General features: G+C 44.0%; 21 protein-coding genes. 10 read left to right on the forward strand and 11 right to left on the reverse strand.

The annotated features are described in order from the left end of the window. Positions 1–5: 5 nt before the first annotated feature. From gerAC to gerAA, 3 genes are read right to left on the reverse strand one after another with little or no spacing between them, the layout of a single operon-like run. On the reverse strand, positions 6–1,127 hold the full coding sequence (gene gerAC, locus NYE22_RS04025; protein WP_342412310.1) for a spore germination receptor protein GerAC: 1,122 nt from the start codon (positions 1,125–1,127) through the stop codon (positions 6–8). Further along, complete coding sequence (gene gerAB, locus NYE22_RS04030) at positions 1,124–2,221, reverse strand: spore germination receptor protein GerAB (protein ID WP_342412311.1); 1,098 nt, start codon at positions 2,219–2,221, stop codon at positions 1,124–1,126. Before gerAB ends, gerAC begins: the two co-directional genes overlap by 4 nt. Continuing rightward, complete coding sequence (gene gerAA, locus NYE22_RS04035; protein WP_038429601.1) at positions 2,190–3,638, reverse strand: spore germination receptor protein GerAA; 1,449 nt, start codon at positions 3,636–3,638, stop codon at positions 2,190–2,192. Before gerAA ends, gerAB begins: the two co-directional genes overlap by 32 nt. Positions 3,639–3,755: 117 nt before the next feature. On the opposite strand from gerAA, the gene NYE22_RS04040 reads away from it, so the two are divergent. Together NYE22_RS04040 and fumC are read left to right on the forward strand one after the other, a co-directional pair. After that, positions 3,756–3,941 (forward strand): YvzF family protein, encoded by a 186-nt coding sequence (locus NYE22_RS04040; RefSeq protein ID WP_003221676.1) that lies wholly within the window; start codon positions 3,756–3,758, stop codon positions 3,939–3,941. Positions 3,942–4,007: 66 nt separating this feature from the next. Next, entirely contained in the window at positions 4,008–5,396 is a 1,389-nt protein-coding gene (gene fumC, locus NYE22_RS04045) for a class II fumarate hydratase (protein WP_003228523.1), read from the forward strand. A gap of 39 nt (positions 5,397–5,435) precedes the next feature. Here the strand turns inward: fumC and NYE22_RS04050 are convergent, their stop codons facing one another. After that, on the reverse strand, positions 5,436–6,311 hold the full coding sequence (locus tag NYE22_RS04050) for a TetR/AcrR family transcriptional regulator (RefSeq protein WP_003243192.1): 876 nt from the start codon (positions 6,309–6,311) through the stop codon (positions 5,436–5,438). A 167-nt stretch (positions 6,312–6,478) separates the two neighbouring features. Between NYE22_RS04050 and spxO the strand changes: the two genes are divergently transcribed. Then, entirely contained in the window at positions 6,479–6,643 is a 165-nt protein-coding gene (gene spxO / locus NYE22_RS04055) for an anti-adapter protein SpxO (RefSeq protein WP_003221681.1), read from the forward strand. Positions 6,644–6,670: 27 nt separating this feature from the next. Here the strand turns inward: spxO and cssS are convergent, their stop codons facing one another. Both cssS and cssR read right to left on the reverse strand, forming a co-directional pair. Next, a complete protein-coding gene (gene cssS / locus NYE22_RS04060; protein ID WP_342412312.1) occupies positions 6,671–8,026 on the reverse strand; it encodes a secretion stress-responsive two-component system sensor histidine kinase CssS in 1,356 nt (451 codons plus the stop codon). Beyond that, a complete protein-coding gene (gene cssR / locus NYE22_RS04065) occupies positions 8,023–8,700 on the reverse strand; it encodes a secretion stress-responsive two-component system response regulator CssR (RefSeq protein ID WP_003228529.1) in 678 nt (225 codons plus the stop codon). Before cssR ends, cssS begins: the two co-directional genes overlap by 4 nt. A gap of 277 nt (positions 8,701–8,977) precedes the next feature. Here cssR and htrB point away from each other — a divergent pair, with 277 nt between their 5' ends. Further along, on the forward strand, positions 8,978–10,354 hold the full coding sequence (gene htrB / locus NYE22_RS04070; protein ID WP_015251256.1) for a serine protease Do-like protein HtrB: 1,377 nt from the start codon (positions 8,978–8,980) through the stop codon (positions 10,352–10,354). Between the two features lie 42 nt (positions 10,355–10,396). Here htrB and mrgA read toward each other — a convergent pair whose 3' ends face one another. Further along, positions 10,397–10,858: a metalloregulation DNA-binding stress protein MgrA gene (mrgA, locus tag NYE22_RS04075; RefSeq protein WP_014477938.1), complete on the reverse strand. Its 462-nt coding sequence runs from the start codon at positions 10,856–10,858 to the stop codon at positions 10,397–10,399. An 89-nt stretch (positions 10,859–10,947) separates the two neighbouring features. Next, a complete protein-coding gene (locus NYE22_RS04080; protein WP_032726832.1) occupies positions 10,948–11,790 on the reverse strand; it encodes an oxidoreductase in 843 nt (280 codons plus the stop codon). A gap of 134 nt (positions 11,791–11,924) precedes the next feature. On the opposite strand from NYE22_RS04080, the gene NYE22_RS04085 reads away from it, so the two are divergent. From NYE22_RS04085 to NYE22_RS04100, 4 genes are all read left to right on the forward strand, one after another. Then, the gene (locus tag NYE22_RS04085) at positions 11,925–13,721 is read left to right on the forward strand and encodes a M3 family oligoendopeptidase (protein ID WP_032726831.1); all 1,797 of its coding nucleotides are present in this window, start codon (positions 11,925–11,927) and stop codon (positions 13,719–13,721) included. A gap of 109 nt (positions 13,722–13,830) precedes the next feature. Beyond that, positions 13,831–14,268 carry a YusW family protein gene (locus tag NYE22_RS04090; RefSeq protein ID WP_342412313.1) on the forward strand — a complete coding sequence of 146 codons (438 nt, stop codon included), beginning with the start codon at positions 13,831–13,833 and terminating at the stop codon, positions 14,266–14,268. Positions 14,269–14,485: 217 nt separating this feature from the next. Continuing rightward, positions 14,486–15,313: an ABC transporter ATP-binding protein gene (locus tag NYE22_RS04095; RefSeq protein ID WP_080265401.1), complete on the forward strand. Its 828-nt coding sequence runs from the start codon at positions 14,486–14,488 to the stop codon at positions 15,311–15,313. A 24-nt stretch (positions 15,314–15,337) separates the two neighbouring features. After that, positions 15,338–15,625: a YusU family protein gene (locus tag NYE22_RS04100; RefSeq protein WP_021480568.1), complete on the forward strand. Its 288-nt coding sequence runs from the start codon at positions 15,338–15,340 to the stop codon at positions 15,623–15,625. Between the two features lie 19 nt (positions 15,626–15,644). Here the strand turns inward: NYE22_RS04100 and NYE22_RS04105 are convergent, their stop codons facing one another. Beyond that, entirely contained in the window at positions 15,645–16,532 is an 888-nt protein-coding gene (locus NYE22_RS04105; RefSeq protein WP_342412314.1) for a LysR family transcriptional regulator, read from the reverse strand. Between the two features lie 133 nt (positions 16,533–16,665). Here NYE22_RS04105 and NYE22_RS04110 point away from each other — a divergent pair, with 133 nt between their 5' ends. Together NYE22_RS04110 and NYE22_RS04115 are read left to right on the forward strand one after the other, a co-directional pair. Beyond that, complete coding sequence (locus NYE22_RS04110; RefSeq protein WP_021480566.1) at positions 16,666–17,406, forward strand: SDR family NAD(P)-dependent oxidoreductase; 741 nt, start codon at positions 16,666–16,668, stop codon at positions 17,404–17,406. An 18-nt stretch (positions 17,407–17,424) separates the two neighbouring features. Then, complete coding sequence (locus tag NYE22_RS04115; RefSeq protein ID WP_015251261.1) at positions 17,425–17,808, forward strand: tautomerase family protein; 384 nt, start codon at positions 17,425–17,427, stop codon at positions 17,806–17,808. Between the two features lie 35 nt (positions 17,809–17,843). Here the strand turns inward: NYE22_RS04115 and mdtP are convergent, their stop codons facing one another. Both mdtP and mdtR read right to left on the reverse strand, forming a co-directional pair. Then, the gene (gene mdtP, locus NYE22_RS04120; protein WP_003228559.1) at positions 17,844–19,469 is read right to left on the reverse strand and encodes a multidrug efflux MFS transporter MdtP; all 1,626 of its coding nucleotides are present in this window, start codon (positions 19,467–19,469) and stop codon (positions 17,844–17,846) included. After that, on the reverse strand, positions 19,466–19,933 hold the full coding sequence (gene mdtR / locus NYE22_RS04125; protein WP_014480800.1) for a MarR family transcriptional regulator MdtR: 468 nt from the start codon (positions 19,931–19,933) through the stop codon (positions 19,466–19,468). The genes mdtP and mdtR overlap by 4 nt, the downstream gene beginning before the upstream one ends. Positions 19,934–20,026: the final 93 nt, after the last annotated feature.

Here is a 20,026-nt window from a genome sequence, read left to right on the forward strand (position 1 = left end):
GGCTCCTATTTGTTTGCGCCTTTCGTTCCGAAGTCTCTGACAATCACATTGACCCGGTAGTCTATTTCCGCATTGCTGAAATAATCATCATCCCATTTTCTTGCGATCTTTTTCCACTTTTGAGGATAATGAATTCTGACTTGGTTTCCCAATCCAGTCACATCCGCTTTGATCTCTTTCTGCAGCTTCTCTGTAATAAATGTCGTTACTGTTTTGTGTACTTGTTTTTCGACTGTCTTTTCAATGCTTTTAATATATGAATCCTTAAACGAATCTTCACTGGGATTCCAGTCCTCAGATAGACGACCTTCAATAGTGCGGGTGACGGTGAATTTGAACTTTCCGTCCTTATAGGCCGTCTTGATCTTCCGATTGCTCGAATATACTTCATAAGAAAAGAGATGGCCATCGTGCTTCATCTCAATGACGCCTCCCTCGACAGTGCCAGAAAATAAGTTAATATTTTGAACCTCAATCGGGGTGAGATTCCGGTGCCATAATTTATTTTTGATGATAGAGGCTCCGTTTATCGCGAGCTTGCCGTTTTCCTTACCGACATGAGGGATGAGGAATGAATCGTCAGAGGTTAAGTGTTCTGAGATCTCCCCCAGTGTAACTGGCTCCATCATTCTGATCGTCACTTTATTATTCTCTGTCAGATCATATATCACGTTGGATGCGGGCTCGTCTTCATCATTCATTTTAAATATATCCTTAGTTCGGCCGTTGGTGATAAAGACGTAGGAACTCCTCCTTGTTCCGTTGTCTCTGACAAACTGGTTAATGATCGCGTCCATTCCAATTTGATCTGCAATCACGCTTTTGGAAAGCAGAATGAGACGCAAATGCTGTGAAAACGTAGGATTATGCTTTAATGCAGAGGTTCTCATCATTTGATGGACAGTTTCACCCTTTGTGATAGAAAGCTGTGTCGGATCAGATGAAGAGCCCTCCTTGGCGCTGATTTTTTTCGGCACGAGAATTTGCTGTGTCAGCTCTAAATTTTCATCGTCAGGCTTGTCTAGCCCTACTCCGATCACTAAGCTTAATTCCTCGATATTCTCACTGTCCCAGCATCCGGACAGCAATAGGGTGCATATAAACATACATAAAATCCGGATTTTCATTTTGCTGTAATCCTCCTCTTGAGAGCTACAATGAAAAAGAGAATGAAGGGAAGCAGAAACAGGGAGACAAAAATATAGCCAAGATAATCGCTATACATCATGACTTGATTGGCGTCATCCGGCCAGAGAGAAAAATAAAAGACCGTTATGCCGATAATCACCATGCTTGTTTTAGTCGATAATCCGAATGTCTTCTTTAGCCCGTTAGCGGCAAAGTATCCGTAAATGACAAATGTGGTGAAAAACTGGATGATCCAGACCACCAGTAAAAACGATTCAAACCGTTCAATAAATATGCCTTTAAGCTCAAAGGACTGAAAGAGAGAAATAGTCGGCCAAATCAGCGTTTTTACCTCGGGAGCGGTCAAAGCTCCGACAACGATAATATACGTAAGGATATATAAGATAATCGGAATTAAAAATCCTAGAGACGCATATCTGAATGTGTATTTCTTTTTCTTCATATGTTCAGGAAGAAACAGCATCACTTCCATTCCTAAAAAAGAGATGGAAACGACGGTAAGGGAGTTTGCAATGGGTCCAAGGCCTTCGCCTAAAACAGGACGCAAATTATTAATATCAAAAATTTTAAAACTGATCCCAAACACAACCAGCAAAATAATAATGGTTATCGTTAAATAAAAGGGAAACAGCCGTGACACATCACTTAAACCTCCAACGATTAAATAAATACCGCAGCAAATAAACGTTAAAATAATGACTTGAATTGGGGTTCTCTCCAGCAGGAAAAACTTCACCATTTCAGCCATTGCCCGGGTCTCGAAGCTTGCTACGCCGAGGAAATAGCCGCAGATCAAAAGTCCGATGATGCTGCCGATCCATTTCCCAAGCCCTTCCTTCAAATATTCAAACAGTGAAGGATATTGATGTTTTTTCTGAATGAGCGTGTTTAAATAAATGAAGAAAATAAAAATGAAACCTTCTAATATCAGCGTGATCCAGCCGTCAGGCGTATTAGCCTTAGTGGTCAGCGCTCTCGGCAATGTTAAAAGTCCTGCCCCAAGCATTGTATTAGCAATAATAGAAATACCTTGAAAGGTATTAAGTTTCAGTGGAGTCTGTTTTTGGCTCATTTGGATTATTCGCCTCTTTTGGTTTGTTTTTAATTGGGAGACGGATAATGGAGTCATCCGTATTTTTCAGGCTAAAGAATCCGTTTGGCGAAAAATACGGAGACCCAAAGCTCGTTTGTCTCGTTAAGTGCGTATACACGACAAGCATAAATAAAATAATGCCGTACAGCCCTAAAATAGCGGCGGAAAACATCGAAATAAAACGCAGCACCCGGAAAGACAGACCCATTCCGTATTGAGGAACGGTAAAGGATGCCAGGGCAATGACACTGACGACAATGACCATAATTGAACTGACGAGATTCGCTTCTACAGCCGCCTGTCCGATGACTACGCCCCCGACGAGGCCGATCGTCTGTCCGAGCGGATTGGGGAGTCGCAGTCCGGCTTCCCTTAGCAGCTCGATGGTTACTTCCATCAGCAGGGCTTCAAATATCGGAGGGAACGGCACGTTTTCTCTGTTCGCCGAAATCGTGACGGCGAGTGCGGTCGGCAGCAGCCCCTGATGGAAGGAAACGAGTGCAATATAAATCGATGACAAAAACAATGTGATGAAGATAGAAGCAAAGCGCAGCGACCGGATAAGAGATGCTGAAATCCAGCGTTCATAGTAGTCATCCGGGGATTGCATCAGGATGCCGAGAGAAACCGGCACCAGCAGCACAAATGGTGAACTGTCGACCAAAATTGCCACACGGCCGTTAAACAGGGCTGAAGATACTTTGTCAGGTCTTTCCGTATTTTGAATCTGCGGAAATGGTGAATATTTATTATCTTCAATGAGCTCCTCGAGCGTTCCGCTGTCCTGGATATCTTCCAGCTGGATATTTTTAAGCCGCGCCTTCACTTCTTTTATGACGGACTTTTTTGCTTTGCCTTCAATGTACATAATGGCTGCCGGCTTCAGCTTGTTTTCGCCGATCATGATTTTTTTGGTGATCAATTTCGGATGAGAGGTTCTTTGTCTGATCAGAGCGAGATTTGTATCAATATCCTCTACAAACGCAACTTTTGGACCGCGTACCACTTTTTCAGTTGTCGGCTCTGTCAGGCTTCTTGTTTTTTTCTTTCCTGTGGTCAGAATATAGGCTTTATCCAATCCGTTGATAAACACAGCACAATTGCCGTTGAGAATCGATTCAATCGTTTTTTTTGCGGTTTCAATAGGTCTTGCGTCAAGCTGGTCAAGGCGTTTTTTGACCTGGTCAAGCGTTAAGGTCTCCTCATCTTTAATCAAAGTTTTAATGGCTTCTGACACCTTATTCTCATCAGTCATTTCACTGAAATAGAGATAGTAAAAAACCAGTCCGTTCGCAAGCATTTTTTTGTTTTTCACCAGATCATCGTTTTCTTTTAATTTTGGCAGCACCAATGCTAAATTATCGTGTATATATTCCTTAAACTCTGTTTGTTCCAATGAGGTCACCTCTTATCCAAAACCTTAGTAGAGGTTATCTTTTCCTGTTAAAAAAATGATATACTGTGTTAGAGTATTTCATGGAGTAAGTTTTTTTATGAAAGCGGAGGATACGAAGTGGCACAGGTAAGGCTAGCTGGAAAACAAGAAGAAATTGAACAGCTCATTAGATCATTTGAAAAGCATTATGATGTCTCTTATACATCAAAGGAGTACGGAAGGACGAATCCAAAATACAAATATTCAAAGGATTCCCGCGTATATCTTGAATTAAAATTAAAATCTGCCAAGATCGAAAAATAAAAAGGATTTTTTGTGTCATTGGCGAATTATGATCTATTGAAGCAACCGTTATGGAGGGATACATAAATGGAATACAGAATTGAACGAGACACCATGGGAGAAGTAAAAGTTCCTGCTGATAAATTTTGGGGCGCCCAAACACAGCGAAGCAAGGAGAACTTTAAGATCGGTTCTGAAAAAATGCCGATGCGTGTTGTGAAGGCGTTTGCAATCCTAAAACGAAGCACTGCTCTAGCTAATAAACGCCTCGGCAATCTGGATGCTGAAAAAGCAGAAGCGATTGCAGCGGTTTGTGATGATGTGCTCAAAGGCAAGTACGATGACAACTTCCCGCTTGTCGTATGGCAGACCGGAAGCGGCACACAAAGCAATATGAACATGAACGAAGTGGTAGCCAACCGTGCGACTGCTTTATTAAAAGAGAAGAACTCTGATCAAACGATTCATCCAAATGATGACGTGAACCGAAGCCAAAGCTCAAACGACACATTCCCGACTGCGATGCATGTTGCCGCTGTTTTGGCTGTTTACGAGCAGCTTGTGCCAGCGCTTGATCAGCTTCGCAATACACTGGATGAAAAAGCAAAAGCATACAATGATATTGTCAAAATCGGACGCACGCATCTTCAGGATGCTACGCCACTGACCCTCGGACAGGAAATCAGCGGATGGGTTCACATGCTGGACCGTTCGAAGGAAATGATTTTGGAAGCGACAGATAAAATGCGTGCGCTTGCAATTGGTGGAACGGCTGTCGGAACGGGTATCAATGCCCACCCAGAGTTTGGAGAGCTTGTCTCAGAAGAGATCACTAAGCTGACCGGCCAAACGTTCAGCAGCTCGCCGAATAAATTCCACGCGCTGACAAGCCATGACGAAATCACTTATGCGCATGGCGCATTAAAAGCGCTTGCGGCGGACTTAATGAAAATCGCGAACGATGTCAGATGGCTTGCAAGCGGACCTCGCTGCGGAATCGGGGAGATCGTCATTCCTGAAAATGAGCCGGGAAGCTCCATTATGCCTGGTAAAGTCAACCCGACACAAAGCGAAGCGTTAACAATGATCGCAGCGCAAATCATGGGGAACGATGCGACAATCGGCTTTGCGGCGAGTCAGGGGAACTTTGAACTGAACGTGTTTAAGCCTGTTATTATTTACAACTTCCTGCAATCTGTGCAGCTGCTCAGTGACGGCATGAATTCATTCCATGATAAATGTGCTGTCGGTATTGAGCCTAATAAAGAAACCATTCAGGAAAACCTGTCAAATTCATTAATGCTTGTTACGGCGCTGAACCCGCATATCGGTTATGAAAACGCGGCGAAAATCGCTAAGCTTGCCCATAAAGAGGGATTGACGCTCAAAGAAGCAGCTTTGAAGCTTGAATTGCTGACAGAGGAGCAATTTAACGAAATGGTTAAGCCGGAAGACATGGTAAAACCAAAGGCGTAATAGAAAGAAAGAACGGCTGCTTTTTAAGCAGCCGTTCTTCTAAATATGTTGCTGTTTTAATAAATATTTAAGCTGCTCCGCATCTTTGGCGAGAGCTTCAGACTCCGTCAGATTATGAATCATTCCTTTTATGATCGCCAGCTTCGGTGTTTTTTTCTTCATTTCTGCTTCAAGTATGTCCAAGCTCTCCGATAATTCAAGAGAGGAGTTTGTGTTTAAGCTGTTAATTTTGTCACGTAGGCTTTTCACAATCGATTCAGTCAGCGGGTCAGGCCGTCCGTGCGTAAGAGGCCCGAATAAAGAGCTCGCCTCTTCCAATGTGATGAAAGGCTTATCGTTTCGTTCAGACATGCCTTTTACCATATCATCAATTCGATTCATAATGATATCAGCTAATTGAGACGGCTTCACAGTGTACCCGAGCAAAATCATGCATTCCAGGTAAATCTGGCTGATGCCCTCTATTAAAAAACAAAGCTCAGCAGTGTACGGTTCCGCTTTTTTTCCATAGATGTTCAGCAGGCTGTCGATATGAAATTGAAGTGAGGACTGGCGGATTTTTTTTGCGCATTGCTCCACTTCTTCTGTGTAAGGCAGAGAACCCTCCTTCAACTGCATGCTAATAAAATCTTTGTGTTCAAGAATGTTTTCATAGAGGACGGTCAGCTGTTTACGGTAAGCCGTTCTGGGGCTGTCGCCCTTCGTTTTAATATTTAAAATTCGGGTAAACGTTTTATCATAATAGTAGTTCAGCATAGAGAGAAGAAGCGCTTCTTTCGAAGGAAAATAAATATAAAAAGCGCCTTTAGATATTTTGCATTCTTTTGCGATTTCCTGGACTGATGTTGAGTTGTATCCTTTTTGGGCAAATAGTTTTAAGGCTGTTTCAATAATCAGTTTTTCTTTTTCCTTCAATGGTTCCACCCTTTCGGAGCCCGGAGGCCTGCTAGGATATGACCATATAGTCACACCGTCTGTTATAAAATTAACCTTATTGTAACTTGTTTTTTTATCATGTATTATTTATATTATAAATTGAGATGACCGAATGGTCAAAGCTCAAGCGAAAGGGTGAATCTAGAATGAGAGAATTGGACGAAATGATCAGCCGCTTGCGAAACAGAGGAATCAAAGTGGAGAAAGTCAAATATCCGAAGCAGACCTTGTCAGAGAAAAAATGGGTTCATCAATGCAAACAGCCGCTCAAAACAAATTACAGAGATTTTAACGGCTATTCTTTCACATAAAAAAATAGACTGCAAAACATCTACAGTCTATTTTGGCACTGCTATGCGGTATGTTACACCCGTTTTGTCATTTTCAATTGAGATAGATGCCTTATGAAGAGTTAAAATTCGTTTTACGATGCTTAGACCAATGCCGAATTCGCCTTTCTTCCCTTTATTAAAAGGCTCATAGAGGCTGGAGAGCAGCTCATCTTCAATATGCGGACCGTCATTTTTAATGGTGATCACGATATTTCGATCATCTTGTTTCATGCTGATTTCTATTTTTGTCTCAGCATAGCGGATTTGATTTTCCAAAATGTTTTCGAGGAGTTTGTTCCATTGCTCCGGGTCGCCCGGCATCAAAATATCCTCTTCTACATCAATTTCCCACGATAGTTCTTTCCGCGCCCACTTCAATCGTTCGATGACTTCTTCTGTTACTTCCACAATACTGAACATGTCGTGCTGCACTTTTTGCTTTGCTAAATAATCCAGCTTCGTTAAATATAATAAATCCTTTATTTTTTTCTCCAGCTTAAGGGCTTCGCATTCAATAACATCTACAGTGTTTTCAAGGTCTCCTTTAGGAAAAATTCCGTCTTTAATTGATTGTGTATAGCCTCTGATGACCATGACCGGCGTTTTTAAATCATGAGAGATATTTTGCAATAGAGTTCTTTCTGTTTCATCCTTTTGCACAAGCTTTTGGCGCATCTCTTCGATGGTATGGCCCAATTTGCCGATTTCATCTTTCCGGTCCACTTTTACTGGGTCATCCCAATCCTGTTCAGAAATCCGTTTGACGTGTTTTTCAAATGATACAAGAGGCCTTGATAAATACTTTGCAAGCCAAATAGCCGGAATCCAGCTTAATAAAATGACGACAGCTATAATAAACAGAAGCTGTTTGAACAAGGTATAGGCCAAATCGTCCCGATAAGAATCAAGCGCGTAAGAGAGCATCATCGCTGATTGTCCATTGACGGAAAGTCCCTTTTTAATGACAAAAAACACTTTCTCTCCATTAACGTCGGCGCTGTAACGTTTCTTTTTAGCTTCCTGCTTATCAGCCAGCTTGTACACCTTGTGGATAAACGAAGATGACAGAATGCTTAAATCCTTGTCTGAAGAAGCCTCTTCATTTTCAGGAAGGAGCACGTGCTGTACGGAGCGGACAGTTGTCGGCGCCGTCGCTTCCTCGCTGTAATAGCGCCTTTCAATCGAACCTGGCAGGCGGTACTCTGTCAGAACATGCTGCTCATTTTCAATCGTCGTATACGTTTCATTAGTGAAAAAATCTCGCAGCGTGTTTGAAAATAACACAAGCAGTAAAATCGATATCGCTAACAGGATGCCGGATATGACAACCCATATCTGAAACGCGAGCGGCTTGTTTTTCATGATGACATCATCCTGTAGCCGAAACCGTAAATCGTCTCCACCTTCAATTCAGGCATCTTTCTGCGCAGTCTCCGGACGAGATCATCAACGACCCGGTCTGTTCCGAAGTAGTCATGTCCCCACACTTTTAGGAGGATATCCTCACGAGAGTATGGATGCCCTTTATGATGGATAAATAATAGCAGCAGATCAAATTCCTTTGACGTCAAATTGATGATATTCCCGTTTTCGTCATAGACCTCGCGGGCGTCTTCAGCGACCCGATACGAGGAGACGGCAATTTCATTTTTTTGGACAGGAGGAGCTTCCTTATATACGAGCTGCAGCAGCTTTTGCACACGGATAATCAGCTCCCGCGGCAGAAACGGCTTTGAAATGTAGTCATTGCTGCCAAGCTCTAAGCCAAGCACTCTGTCAATATCCGCATCTCGGGCGGAAATAAAAATGACCGGCACGTCAGGATCTTTCGCCTTGATTTCTTTTATTAATGTATAGCCGTCGGTATCCGGCAGCATGATATCGAGAATCCATAGGTGGGGAGACGGTGTCATTTTCTTTCTGGCGTCTTCACCTTTCGTAAAAGATGTAATGTTCCAGCCCTCATTCTCTAAATACTTCGTCAGCAGTTCATTCAGGTTATCCTCATCTTCAACTAGATAAATGGTGTATGACAAGGCTCTTCACATCCTTTCAACGTCATTATAAACTAGTTTTAACATACGGCAGGCAATTTTCATAATTTCACATATTCTTTTCATCTTTATCCCACAATGTTTGTTTATGATATGGTTAAGGGAAGAAAGGAAGAGAAAAAGAGCGAGGAAGATGTAGGATGATCAAACATATTCTATTTTGGTGCTTTGCTTTTCTCCTCATTATTGGGACAATTGAACTTGTACATGCGATGAATATGTAACGATAAATGAATAACCGTTAAAGGAGTGTAAGAACATGGATTATCGACGTGATGGCCAAAACGATCAACATCAAACTGAACCTTCACATACAGAACAGCAGAATACAGAAAACCAGAAGCTGATTGGACATTCTGAACAAGAATTGCTTGACGCGCCTGTGTCGTATGAAGCGGGACGGCAGGAAACGGCTTCTGCTTTAGAAATGGAAAAGCAAGAAACGGCTGTGAAAAAAGAAAAGAAACGGAGAGCCGCATGGCTGAGCCCGATTTTAGGCGGTATTATCGGCGGGGGCCTCATGCTTGGCATCGCGCCTTATCTGCCGTCAGACCAAAATCAGGCGACCGAGACCGCTTCCGCAAATAAACAGGTGCAGTCTGATAATTTTACAACGGCGCCGATAACGAACGCATCAAACATCGCTGATATGGTAGAGGATTTAGAGCCTACGATTGTCGGAATCTCAAATATCCAAACCTCTCAAAATAACACATTCGGCACAGGAGGAGGCTCCAGCTCAGAAAGTGAAAGCGGAACCGGGTCAGGTGTTATTTTCAAAAAAGACAGCAATAAAGCGTATATCATTACAAACAACCATGTCGTTGAAGGCGCGAACAAGCTGACTGTTACGCTATACAACGGAGAAACGGAAACTGCCAAGCTTGTCGGCAGCGATACCATTACTGATTTGGCAGTTTTGGAAATCAGCAGCAAGAACGTCAAAAAAGTGGCGAGCTTTGGTGATTCTTCACAGCTGCGCACTGGCGAAAAGGTAATCGCTATCGGTAACCCGCTCGGACAGCAGTTTTCCGGTACGGTGACACAAGGCATCATTAGCGGACTGAACCGGACAATTGATGTGGATACAACACAAGGGACGGTGGAAATGAACGTGCTGCAAACCGATGCAGCGATCAATCCGGGGAACAGCGGAGGCCCATTAATCAATGCAAGTGGCCAGGTCATCGGCATCAACAGCTTGAAGGTGAGTGAAAGCGGCGTGGAATCACTTGGATTTGCGATCCCAAGCAATGATGTCGAGCCGATTGTTGACCAGCTGCTGCAAAACGGGAAGGTGGACCGTCCGTTTTTAGGCGTGCAGATGATTGACATGTCACAAGTTCCTGAAACCTATCAGGAAAATACGCTCGGCCTGTTTGGAGATCAATTGGGCAAAGGTGTTTATGTAAAAGAAGTTCAAGCAAATTCGCCGGCAGAAAAAGCAGGTATTAAATCTGAGGATGTCATTGTCAAACTAAACGGTAAAGACGTGGAAAGCAGTGCGGATATCCGTCAGATCCTTTACAAAGACTTAAAAGTCGGAGATAAAACAACAATCCAAGTGCTGCGAAAGGGAAAAACGAAAACGTTGAACGCGACACTGACCAAGCAGACAGAAAGCAGTTCAAGCTAAGAAAAAACAAAAAGCTGAACCCAAATAGGGTTCAGCTTTTTTTTATCCTAAGTAAGAGGAAAGCATCCATACTTGTTTTTCAACTTCTTCAATTAATCCGACAAACAAGTCCGCTGTCGCATTGTCTTGATTTTCTTCAGCCAGGCCGATCACGAATTTAGATTCGCTGCTGATTTGTTTGTAGTCGTTTACCAATGCTTGTACCATTTCTGAAGCTGATGTTTCGTTTCCGCCGTCTGTGATAGATGCATGCTCAGTGTATTCTTTCACTGTGGCAACAGGCTGTCCGCCAATCGCCAGCAGGCGCTCAGCGATGGTATCGACTGTTTCAGCCGCATGGTCATAAAGTTCTTCAAATTTCTCGTGCAATGTAAAGAAATGAGGCCCTTTCACATACCAATGGAAACGGTGGAGCTTAGAGTATAAAAGAAACCAGTTTGATAATTGTGTGTTCATTGAATTTTCAACTAATGTTTGATTTGTTTTTGCATTTTCAGTTTTCATAAGATAACGTCCTCCTTGTGATCTGTTGATTTAATTATACCATATACTAAATAAAAATCAATACTAAATTATAATAATTATAATTTAGGTTATTTGAATAGCTTTTTCTTCAGGATAGACTCCCACGCAGACCAAGGAAAAAGCGATCGGAATAGCAGGGTGAGCTTGATGCCCTTTCCGATCGGGTATCGCAATTTCTTTATGTGCTGTTTTGTTGCCAATTGATAAATGAGGTCGGCAACCTCTTGGGGATCTCCGCTTTCTTCTCCGTTTTTTTGAACATAGGAAAGGATCTTTTTATAGTATTGATGATAGGCTGAATCGTCAGCAGGCACCGACATAAAATTTGATAATGACGTTGACCAGATCGATGTCTTGTATGAGCCCGGCTCGATCAAAGCGGTTTCGATACCGAACGGAAGCAGCTCGATACGCAGGCTTTCAGAAAAACCTTCCAATGCATGCTTGGAAGAAACATATGGCGACAGCGCTGGGAATCCGGTCAGTCCGCTGATGCTGCTCACGTTTATAATCTTTGCGCCGCCATGCTTTCTTATGTAAGGGAGAACGGTTTTTGTCACATGGATCACACCGAAGACATTCGTTTCAAATTGTTGTCTGAAATGTTCCATCGGCACATCCTCAATAAATCCTCCATAAGCCGTTCCGGCGTTGTTAACGAGTAAGTCGATCGGGGCATAAGCACTAATGGTTTTTCCGAATGAGACTATAGATTGTTCCTCGGTGACATCAAGAGCTGTAATGAGAATGGAATCAGACACATTGTGTGCTGCAGCCAATTCTCGAAGCTGTTCCGCTTTTTCAGGCTGTCTTGATGTGGCTATCACGAAAAATGATCGGGCAAGCTTTACAGCTGCCAGCAGACCGAAGCCGCTGGACGCTCCTGTTACGATGGCTATTTTTTTATTCATCCTATACCTCCTATTAAACGGCTACAGCTATTGTACTATCCTGAACAGGAGATGACGCCTGTAAAAAGAAATTTTTATACAACAATTCAGAATTGTTCTATAATAGAACGAAAGAAGGAAAGGGGTTTTGTGATATGGCGCTGCAAGGGGTAGGCCAAAGATGGGATCTTGATTCATTTTTTAAGGGCGGGAGCCAATCGGAAGAATTCAAAGGTTATATTGAGAAGCTGTCACAAAGTCTGCGTGCATTTCAAGACAGGACTGATGCGTTTCAGGTGCCTGAATCGCCTGAAGAGGCTGAAGGGCTGACCGCGTTGCTTGATTTATTCGAACAGACATCCGTCAAGCTTCAGCAGGCCGGCGCGTTTGTTGCCTGCCTCCAGGCCCAGAATATCAATGATCAAAAGGCTATAGAGCATCAGGCACTCATGAACCGGCTTTCCGCAGATTTTCAATCGTCGCTCGTTACATTAGATCATAAACTTGTGGACATTAATCAAGACGTGTGGAATGAATTGTTAACAAAACCGGGATTGCGCGATGTTTCTTACATATTAAATGAAAGAAGACAGAGGGTTGCCGAAAAGCTTAGCCCCGGTAAAGAAAAACTGATCGGAAACCTTGCGGTGGACGGATATCACGCTTGGAGTGACTTATACAATATGGTTGTCGGGAAAATGACGATCCCGTATGGGGAAAATGGTGAAAACAAGCAATTGTCTGTCGGTCAGGCGGAGAATATGATGGACCATCAAGACCGTACTGTCAGAAAAACAGTATATGAACGTTTCCGCCAAGCTTGGGAGAGCAAGCAAGATATTTTCAGCAACACGCTGAATCATTTGGCGGGATTCCGGCTCGAAACCTATAAAGCGCGCGGCTGGGAGAATGTCCTGAAGGAACCGCTGCAAATTAACAGGATGAAAAAAGAAACACTTGATACGATGTGGCAGGTCATCACTGAAAACAAGAAGCCGTTCGTTCAGTTTTTGAACCGGAAAGCATCCATGCTCGGCCTTGAAAAACTCAGCTGGTACGATGTCGAGGCACCGATCGGTTCTGACGGAAAGGTCTATTCGTATGATGAAGCCGCAAATATCATTACCAGCCAGTTTTCAACGTTTGGCAAAAAGCTGTCCTCATTCACTGAAAAAGCGTTTCGGGACGGCTGGATTGAGGCGGAAGACAGGAGCGGAAAAAGAGTCGGCGGCTTTTGCACCAGTTTTCCTGACAGCGGGGAATCCCGGATTTTCATGACATTTTCGGGCAGCGCCTCAAATGTCTCTACCCTTGCGCATGAACTCGGGCACGCGTTTCATCAGGAAGCAATGCTCAACGTCAGGCCGTTAAACCGCTCCTACGCCATGAACGTTGCAGAAACAGCTTCAACGTTTGCAGAGATGATAGTGGCGGACGCGACTGTCCAGCAGGCCGAGACCAAGGAAGAAAAGCTTGTTCTTCTGGAGGATAAAGTGCAAAGAAGTGTTGCGTTCTTCATGAACATTCACGCAAGATTTCTATTCGAAACGAGATTCTACGAGGAACGAAAGCGGGGAGTGGTACCGGCCAGCCGCTTGAATGAGCTGATGGAAGAGGCACAAAGAGAGGCATACTGCAATGCGTTAGAAGAATATCATCCGCTTTTTTGGGCATCAAAACTTCACTTTCACATCACGAGGGTGCCGTTTTACAATTTCCCTTATACATTCGGCTACCTGTTTTCTCTTGGCATTTACGCGCTGGCGCTTGAAGAAAAAAACGCATTCGAAGAGAAGTATATGGCGCTATTGCGAGATACGGCTTCTATGACAGTGGAGGATTTGGCGATGAAGCATTTGGGCGCTGACATCACGAAGCGCGATTTCTGGGAGAATGCCATCAAGCTGGCTGTGCGTGACGCCGAAACCTTTATACAAATGACCGAATCTTAAAGAAAAAGCCGTGGCGTTAAATGCCCCGGCTTTTTCAATTCTTCTCTGAATGAGGATTTCATTCTCTGGATATACCTAAAATAAATGGAATCCTACAGGGGGGAAACATATGCATTTGATCAGAGCAGCCGGGGCTGTATGTCTCGCAGTGGTTCTGATTGCGGGCTGCCGTTTCAATGAAGACCAGCAGCAGGTAGAAGGAGAAAATACAGCCGTCACCCAGCTGAAGTCCGTTCCCTACAGTAATTTTTCGCTTCGTGTGAGCTACGGGGATGGTGAGCATAACCGTTATGAAGGAATCTATACAAAGAACGGAACTCAGGAAAAAGCGGAAATACAGGATAAGCTCTCCGGTGTCAATCAGGAGGGAGAAGAAGCATTGGATGAGATGAAAATGATTTTGAGCGAGCTTTCCGTAACAGACCAAATGGCTGAAACAGAAGTGATACACAGTGTGCTGGCAGCATTTAATCTGGACAGTCATTATGATCATATCGATTTAAAATTGAAGCTGAAGGACGGCTCCATCAGAGAAATCAAGAAGTAATCTTGTGATAAAAAACCCATAAACGTCAATTATGTCCATAAAACTAATTGAAAATGATTTTCAAAGTCAGTGTTTTCTGCTACAATGAGGGATATATGACCATATCAAATGGCTGAATATCGGAATCACTTGCATTGATGATAATTGACTTAAAAGCATGTATATAGAAAACGTGCAATACATAGTGCTGCTAAAAAGCCAGCAAAAAGGAGCGGTTATGGGTATGAGTGCAATTTCTACAGAAACGCTGAGCTTAGGATACGGGGATGCCGTTATTATTGATGAGTTGAATTTAACAATTCCCAAAGGTGAAATTACCGTATTTATTGGCAGCAATGGCTGCGGAAAATCGACACTTTTACGTTCATTAGCGCGCCTGATGAAGCCGAGAGGCGGTTCAGTGCTGCTGGAAGGAAGAGCGATTGCCAAGCTTCCGACGAAGGAAGTCGCAAAAGAGCTCGCAATCCTGCCTCAAGGTCCTTCGGCTCCTGAGGGGCTGACGGTGCATCAGCTGGTGAAGCAAGGAAGATATCCTTACCAAAACTGGCTGAAGCAGTGGTCAAAAGAGGATGAGGAAGCAGTTGAAAGAGCGCTTAAAGCAACAAAGCTTGAGGACATGGCTGACCGCGCCGTTGATTCTTTGTCAGGCGGACAGCGCCAGCGGGCTTGGATTGCGATGACGCTTGCCCAGGAAACGGATATCATCCTTCTTGACGAGCCGACGACGTATTTAGACATGACGCATCAAATTGAAATTCTTGATTTGCTGTTTGAGCTGAATGAAAAGGAAGGCCGGACGATTGTTATGGTACTCCATGACTTAAACTTGGCGTGCCGCTATGCGCATCATCTTGTGGCCATAAAAGATAAACGGATTTATGCAGAAGGCCGTCCGGAAGAGGTCATCACTTGTGATCTTGTGCAAAATGTATTTTCTATGAACTGTCAGGTTACACAGGACCCGCTCTTCGGAACGCCTCTTTGCATTCCTCATGGCAGGGGCAGATGCATTGTCCAGGAAGCGGCTTTCACATCGCATGGATAAATAACGCAGCGAAGGAGCTTTCAATTGAGAAAGCTCCTTGCTGTTTTTTCGAAAGGAAGATGGCAAATGGAACAAAAACTTCAGGAGCAGCTGGATGGATTGCTGGAGAAGTATACTGAGCTTCTGCTTGGTGAGACAAACGATGAGCTAAAAGAAGAAGTGAAGCAATGGATTTTGTACACCCATATAGCCAAAAGCATGCCTCCGCTCGCTAAGCATTGGAATGCGACATACCCTGATGCAAAGCAGGGCATTAAAGAGATCATTCAGCATATTAAGGAATTAAATGAAGCGCATCGAAACAAACAATAGCCAAAAAGCAGTCTGTTCATTATTGCAGACTGCTTTTTTGTGATTCAGCCGTTTTATCTGGCGTAAAGGAATCCATAAAGGTTCTCAGCGCGCTGCTGATAAACGAATCTTTTCGAACAATAAACTCTGTTTTCATCTGGCTGAGCGCTTCAGGCAGCGGGTACAATCGAATTGATCCTTCTGCTTCATGTTTCTGCACAACCGTTCTTGGCAGCAACGAGATGCCAAGACCTGCTGTAACTCCGCCGATAATTGCTTCAAGCGTCCCAAATTCCATAATGACCGGCTGTGTGACACCGACGGAACGCAGCCATTTTTCAAGTGTTTCTCGATACGAACAGCCTGTGCTGTAAACGAGAATCGGCTTTGTGATGGCTTCCTCAACATCGGGCACGGAGGCAGCCGAAACAACTACTGGTTCTTCTTCAAACGCAGGATAGGATTCGAGCTCAGGATGATGGCATTCGCATCCGATAAACGCGCCATCCAATTCATAACGAAGAACTTTATCAAGGAGAAATCGCGTATGTCCTGTTGTTAAAGATAGCTGGACGTTTGGATGTTCTTCATAATAAGATGCCAGGAGCTTTGGAAGCCTTACCGCGGCGGTTGTCTGAGTGGAGCCGATCATAAGCGGCCCGCTTGGTTCTGCGGAGGATGAGAGCGCTTTAGACGCTTCATCAAGCAGGCCTATAATTTTATTTGCGTAGTCCAGCAGCAATTTTCCGCTTGCAGAAAGTGTCATGCCCCGATTATGGCGCAAAAACAGTGTGGTACCCAGCTCAGCTTCCAATTGTTGAATTCTGGCCGTGACATTCGATTGTACATAGCCAAGCTGCAGGGCTGCTTTCGTAATGGTCCCTTCACGAGCTACCATTTGAAACACACGTAAATCTCCGCTTTCCATTTTGAACTCCTCCGTTCGTTTGCTATCAATCTAAGTGATATCTAGTATCTTTAACAATCATTATACGTAACATCAAAGCTGGATTACAATGGAATCAGAAATATACTTTAGTCAACAGCAAGGAGTGGCGGCAATGAATGTCTTGAACAAAATAGCTCTCGTAACGGGGGGCGGCACAGGAATCGGAAAAGCAGCCAGTATGGAATTGGCAAAGCGCGGGGCGATTGTGGCGGTGAATTATTCACGCTCGCAATCAGAAGCGGAGGAAACAGTGGAAAAGATTCGAAAAGCTGGCGGGCAAGCCTTCGCCATCCAAGCAGATGTATCCAAAAACAGCGACGTGCAGGATATGGTTCAATCAATCGTGAAAACATACGGCCCGATTGATATTTTAGTCAACAATGCCAGCATTACACGGCATATTCCAATGGATAATCTTGAGGCTGCGACAGAAGACATATGGGATGAGCTGTATGCCGTCAATGTGAAAGGGATGTTTTTCTGCGCGCGGGCAGTGGCTCCGTTCATGAAGAAAAGCAAGGCCGGGGCGATCGTAAACGTCGGCAGCATCGCAGGGGTAACTGGTGCCGGCTCATCTATGCCTTATGCAGTATCAAAATCGGCGGTGCACGGTTTAACGAAATCATTGGCCCACGCCTTAGCGCCTGAAATCAGAGTGAGCGGTGTAGCACCAGGAGCTGTGGCAACGAGATGGTGGGCCGGCCGGGAAGAAAAAATGAAAAGCATGATCGGCTCTTTGCCGCTGCAGTGTATTGCTGAACCAGATGATGTTGCCAAATTGATTTGTTCACTAATTGAACAGGAATCACTCACAGGCCAAATTATCACAATTGACAGCGGACAGACGCTGTAAAGAAAGGGGTGCAGGGAGATGCCATTTGTACAGATTCATTTACGGTCGGGAAGAAGCGAAGCGTGGCTTCAAAAACTGAGCAGGACTGTCCACCAATCGATGATTGAAGAAATCAATGTGCCGGAAGATGACTATTTTCAAGTCATCAGACAATATGAAAAAAGCGAATTTTTTTATGATCCATTTTATCTCCAAGTCGAGCGTACTGATGAACTGATATACATTCATTTTACACTGAAACAGTCAAGAACAACTGAACAGAAAAAAGCACTTTACCGCTCAATCGCGAGCCGGATTCATTCCGAGCTTGGTGTCAGAAAAGAAGATGTGTTTATCATGCTGGCCGGAAATCAGGCTGAGGATTGGTCTTTCGGAAATGGAAGAGCCCAGATGATTGAATAAAAAACCCCGCGGATTGATACCCGCGGGGTGCTCTATTAATGGGAAGGTGATTCAACGGCTTTTGCCGCCTTCTCTTTTTCTTGTTGGTCTTCCGCTTTCTTATTTGATAGCTTGATAGGTTTTAAGAACAAGGTGAATACGGCTCCGACTGCGATAAAGATCAGGCCCGTATAAAACACGCTGTGGAGCGAATCCATCAACGATGTTTTTAAAATCGGCACAATATGGGATGAGAAAGCCGCAGGGATTTGTTTGACCGCGTCCGGACTGAACAGTGATTGCAGCAGCCCTTGCGGATTTGTATCAATCATACCCTTTAGCTGGGCGGCAAACGAGCTTGCCTGTGCCGGAAGAGAGTCTAAATATGGAACCAATTTATCTGTTAATAGATTTCCTGATCTCGCATTCATTACGGCTCCCAGCATGGTAATGCCGAATGTTCCGCCGATAGAACGGAAGAATTGGCTGGATGAAGTGACAACTCCAAGCTCCTCCTTCGAAAAGCTTTCCTGTAAAGCCAATGTCAGAATCGGCATAACAAGACCCATTCCCAGACCAATAATCGCCATAAAAGATGTAGCGACAAGCTTGCTCGTGTCGAGATCCAATGTCGTTAACAGCAGGAATCCGCCGGCCATAACCAGCATGCCTGTAATGATTTGCGGTTTAATCCCGATTTTATAAACAAGCTGTCCGCCGATGATACTTGTGATAATCATAGAAATCATCATCGGTGTCATAATTGTACCCGATTCAGACGCACTTACACCGACAATTCCTTGCATAAAGAAAGGAACAAACGTAATGGCGCCAAACATACCGATACTCATAAAGAAGCCGATCAAGTTTAGAAATGTAAATGTTCTGTTTTTAAATAAATACATTGGCAGGATTGGCTCTTTTGCTTTTGATTCTACGATGATAAAGCTGACAATGCCGATCAGTGCGAGAGCGAACAACCCAAGAATCTGCCATGAATCCCATGCATAATCTTTTCCGCCAAAGCTTAAGGCGAGCAGGAGGCTGACCACACCGACAATCATTGTGAAAATACCAGCGATATCGAAGTTGATCGGACCAGTCTGCTGGCGTCCCTGTAATCCTCTGGCAATAAAAATAACCGCAATAATTCCGACTGGTAGATTAATATAGAAAACCCATTTCCAGTTTAACGAGTCTACAATCCAGCCGCCGATTTGCGGCCCAATCACTGAAGCCAGCCCGTAAATTGCGCCAAAGACACCTTGGAATTTAGCACGTTGTTTTCCTGTGAATAAGTCACCGATGACAATCATCGCCATCGGCATCATGATGCCTCCGCCGATTCCCTGCAGTCCACGGAAGATAATCAATTCTGTCATGTTGTTGGCCATTCCGCATAAAGCAGAAGCGGCCATAAAAATAATCAAACCTGATACATAGACAATGCGGCGTCCCAATAAATCAGCCAGTTTACCGGCAATTGGAACAATGGTTGTTGATGTTAACAAATATGCAGTTGTCAGCCAGGTCATCATGCTCAAACCGCCCAGATCACCGACAATTTTCGGCATGGCCGTTCCGACAATGGTACCGTCAAGGGCTGAAAAAAACATGGCAATAATTAAGCCTGTTATTAATAACGTTCGTTTTGATTGTTTGCCTTCTTTACTCATTTTCATCCGTTTCCTCTTTTCATGTTTTGCTTTTCATCCGTTTCTGCTGCTTGTGCGAGCTTTGCTGTAATATGCGCCGCTTGCAGCATCTCCTCCTCCGTCAAAAAGGAAAGATAGCGCGCCATAATGGCTTTTCTGCCTGCCAAAACCTCCTCGAACTTTCTGTCTCCTTCGTCAGTAAGACTGAGATCAATCACTCGCCTGTCTTTTGTGTTGTGTGTTCTGGCGATAAGATTTTTTTGTTCAAGGCGATCTGCCATCAGCGTCACCGCGCTTGGCTTCACCTCCATACGCTCGGCAATTTCAGAAATTTTGAGGCTGCCGTGTTTCTTTAGGCTGGCCAGCACAAACAGCTGCGCTGGGGTGACACCTTGTTTCTCCATGCTTTCCAGCATTTCAGGCTGTATCTTTTGAAAGAGCGCCTGAAGCGATAATTGAATATCGGACATTAACTGATCCGCACTCTTCATATTCATTTCCCCTCTGTTACATACACTGTATATATATTTTAATGACAAAATAGTTAATGCTTATTAAATATAAATAAGCGTAAATGAAAAGTC

Source organism: Bacillus sp. FSL K6-1560, assembly GCF_038592935.1.
In the GTDB taxonomy this organism is placed as follows: Bacteria; Bacillota; Bacilli; order Bacillales; family Bacillaceae; genus Bacillus; species Bacillus subtilis.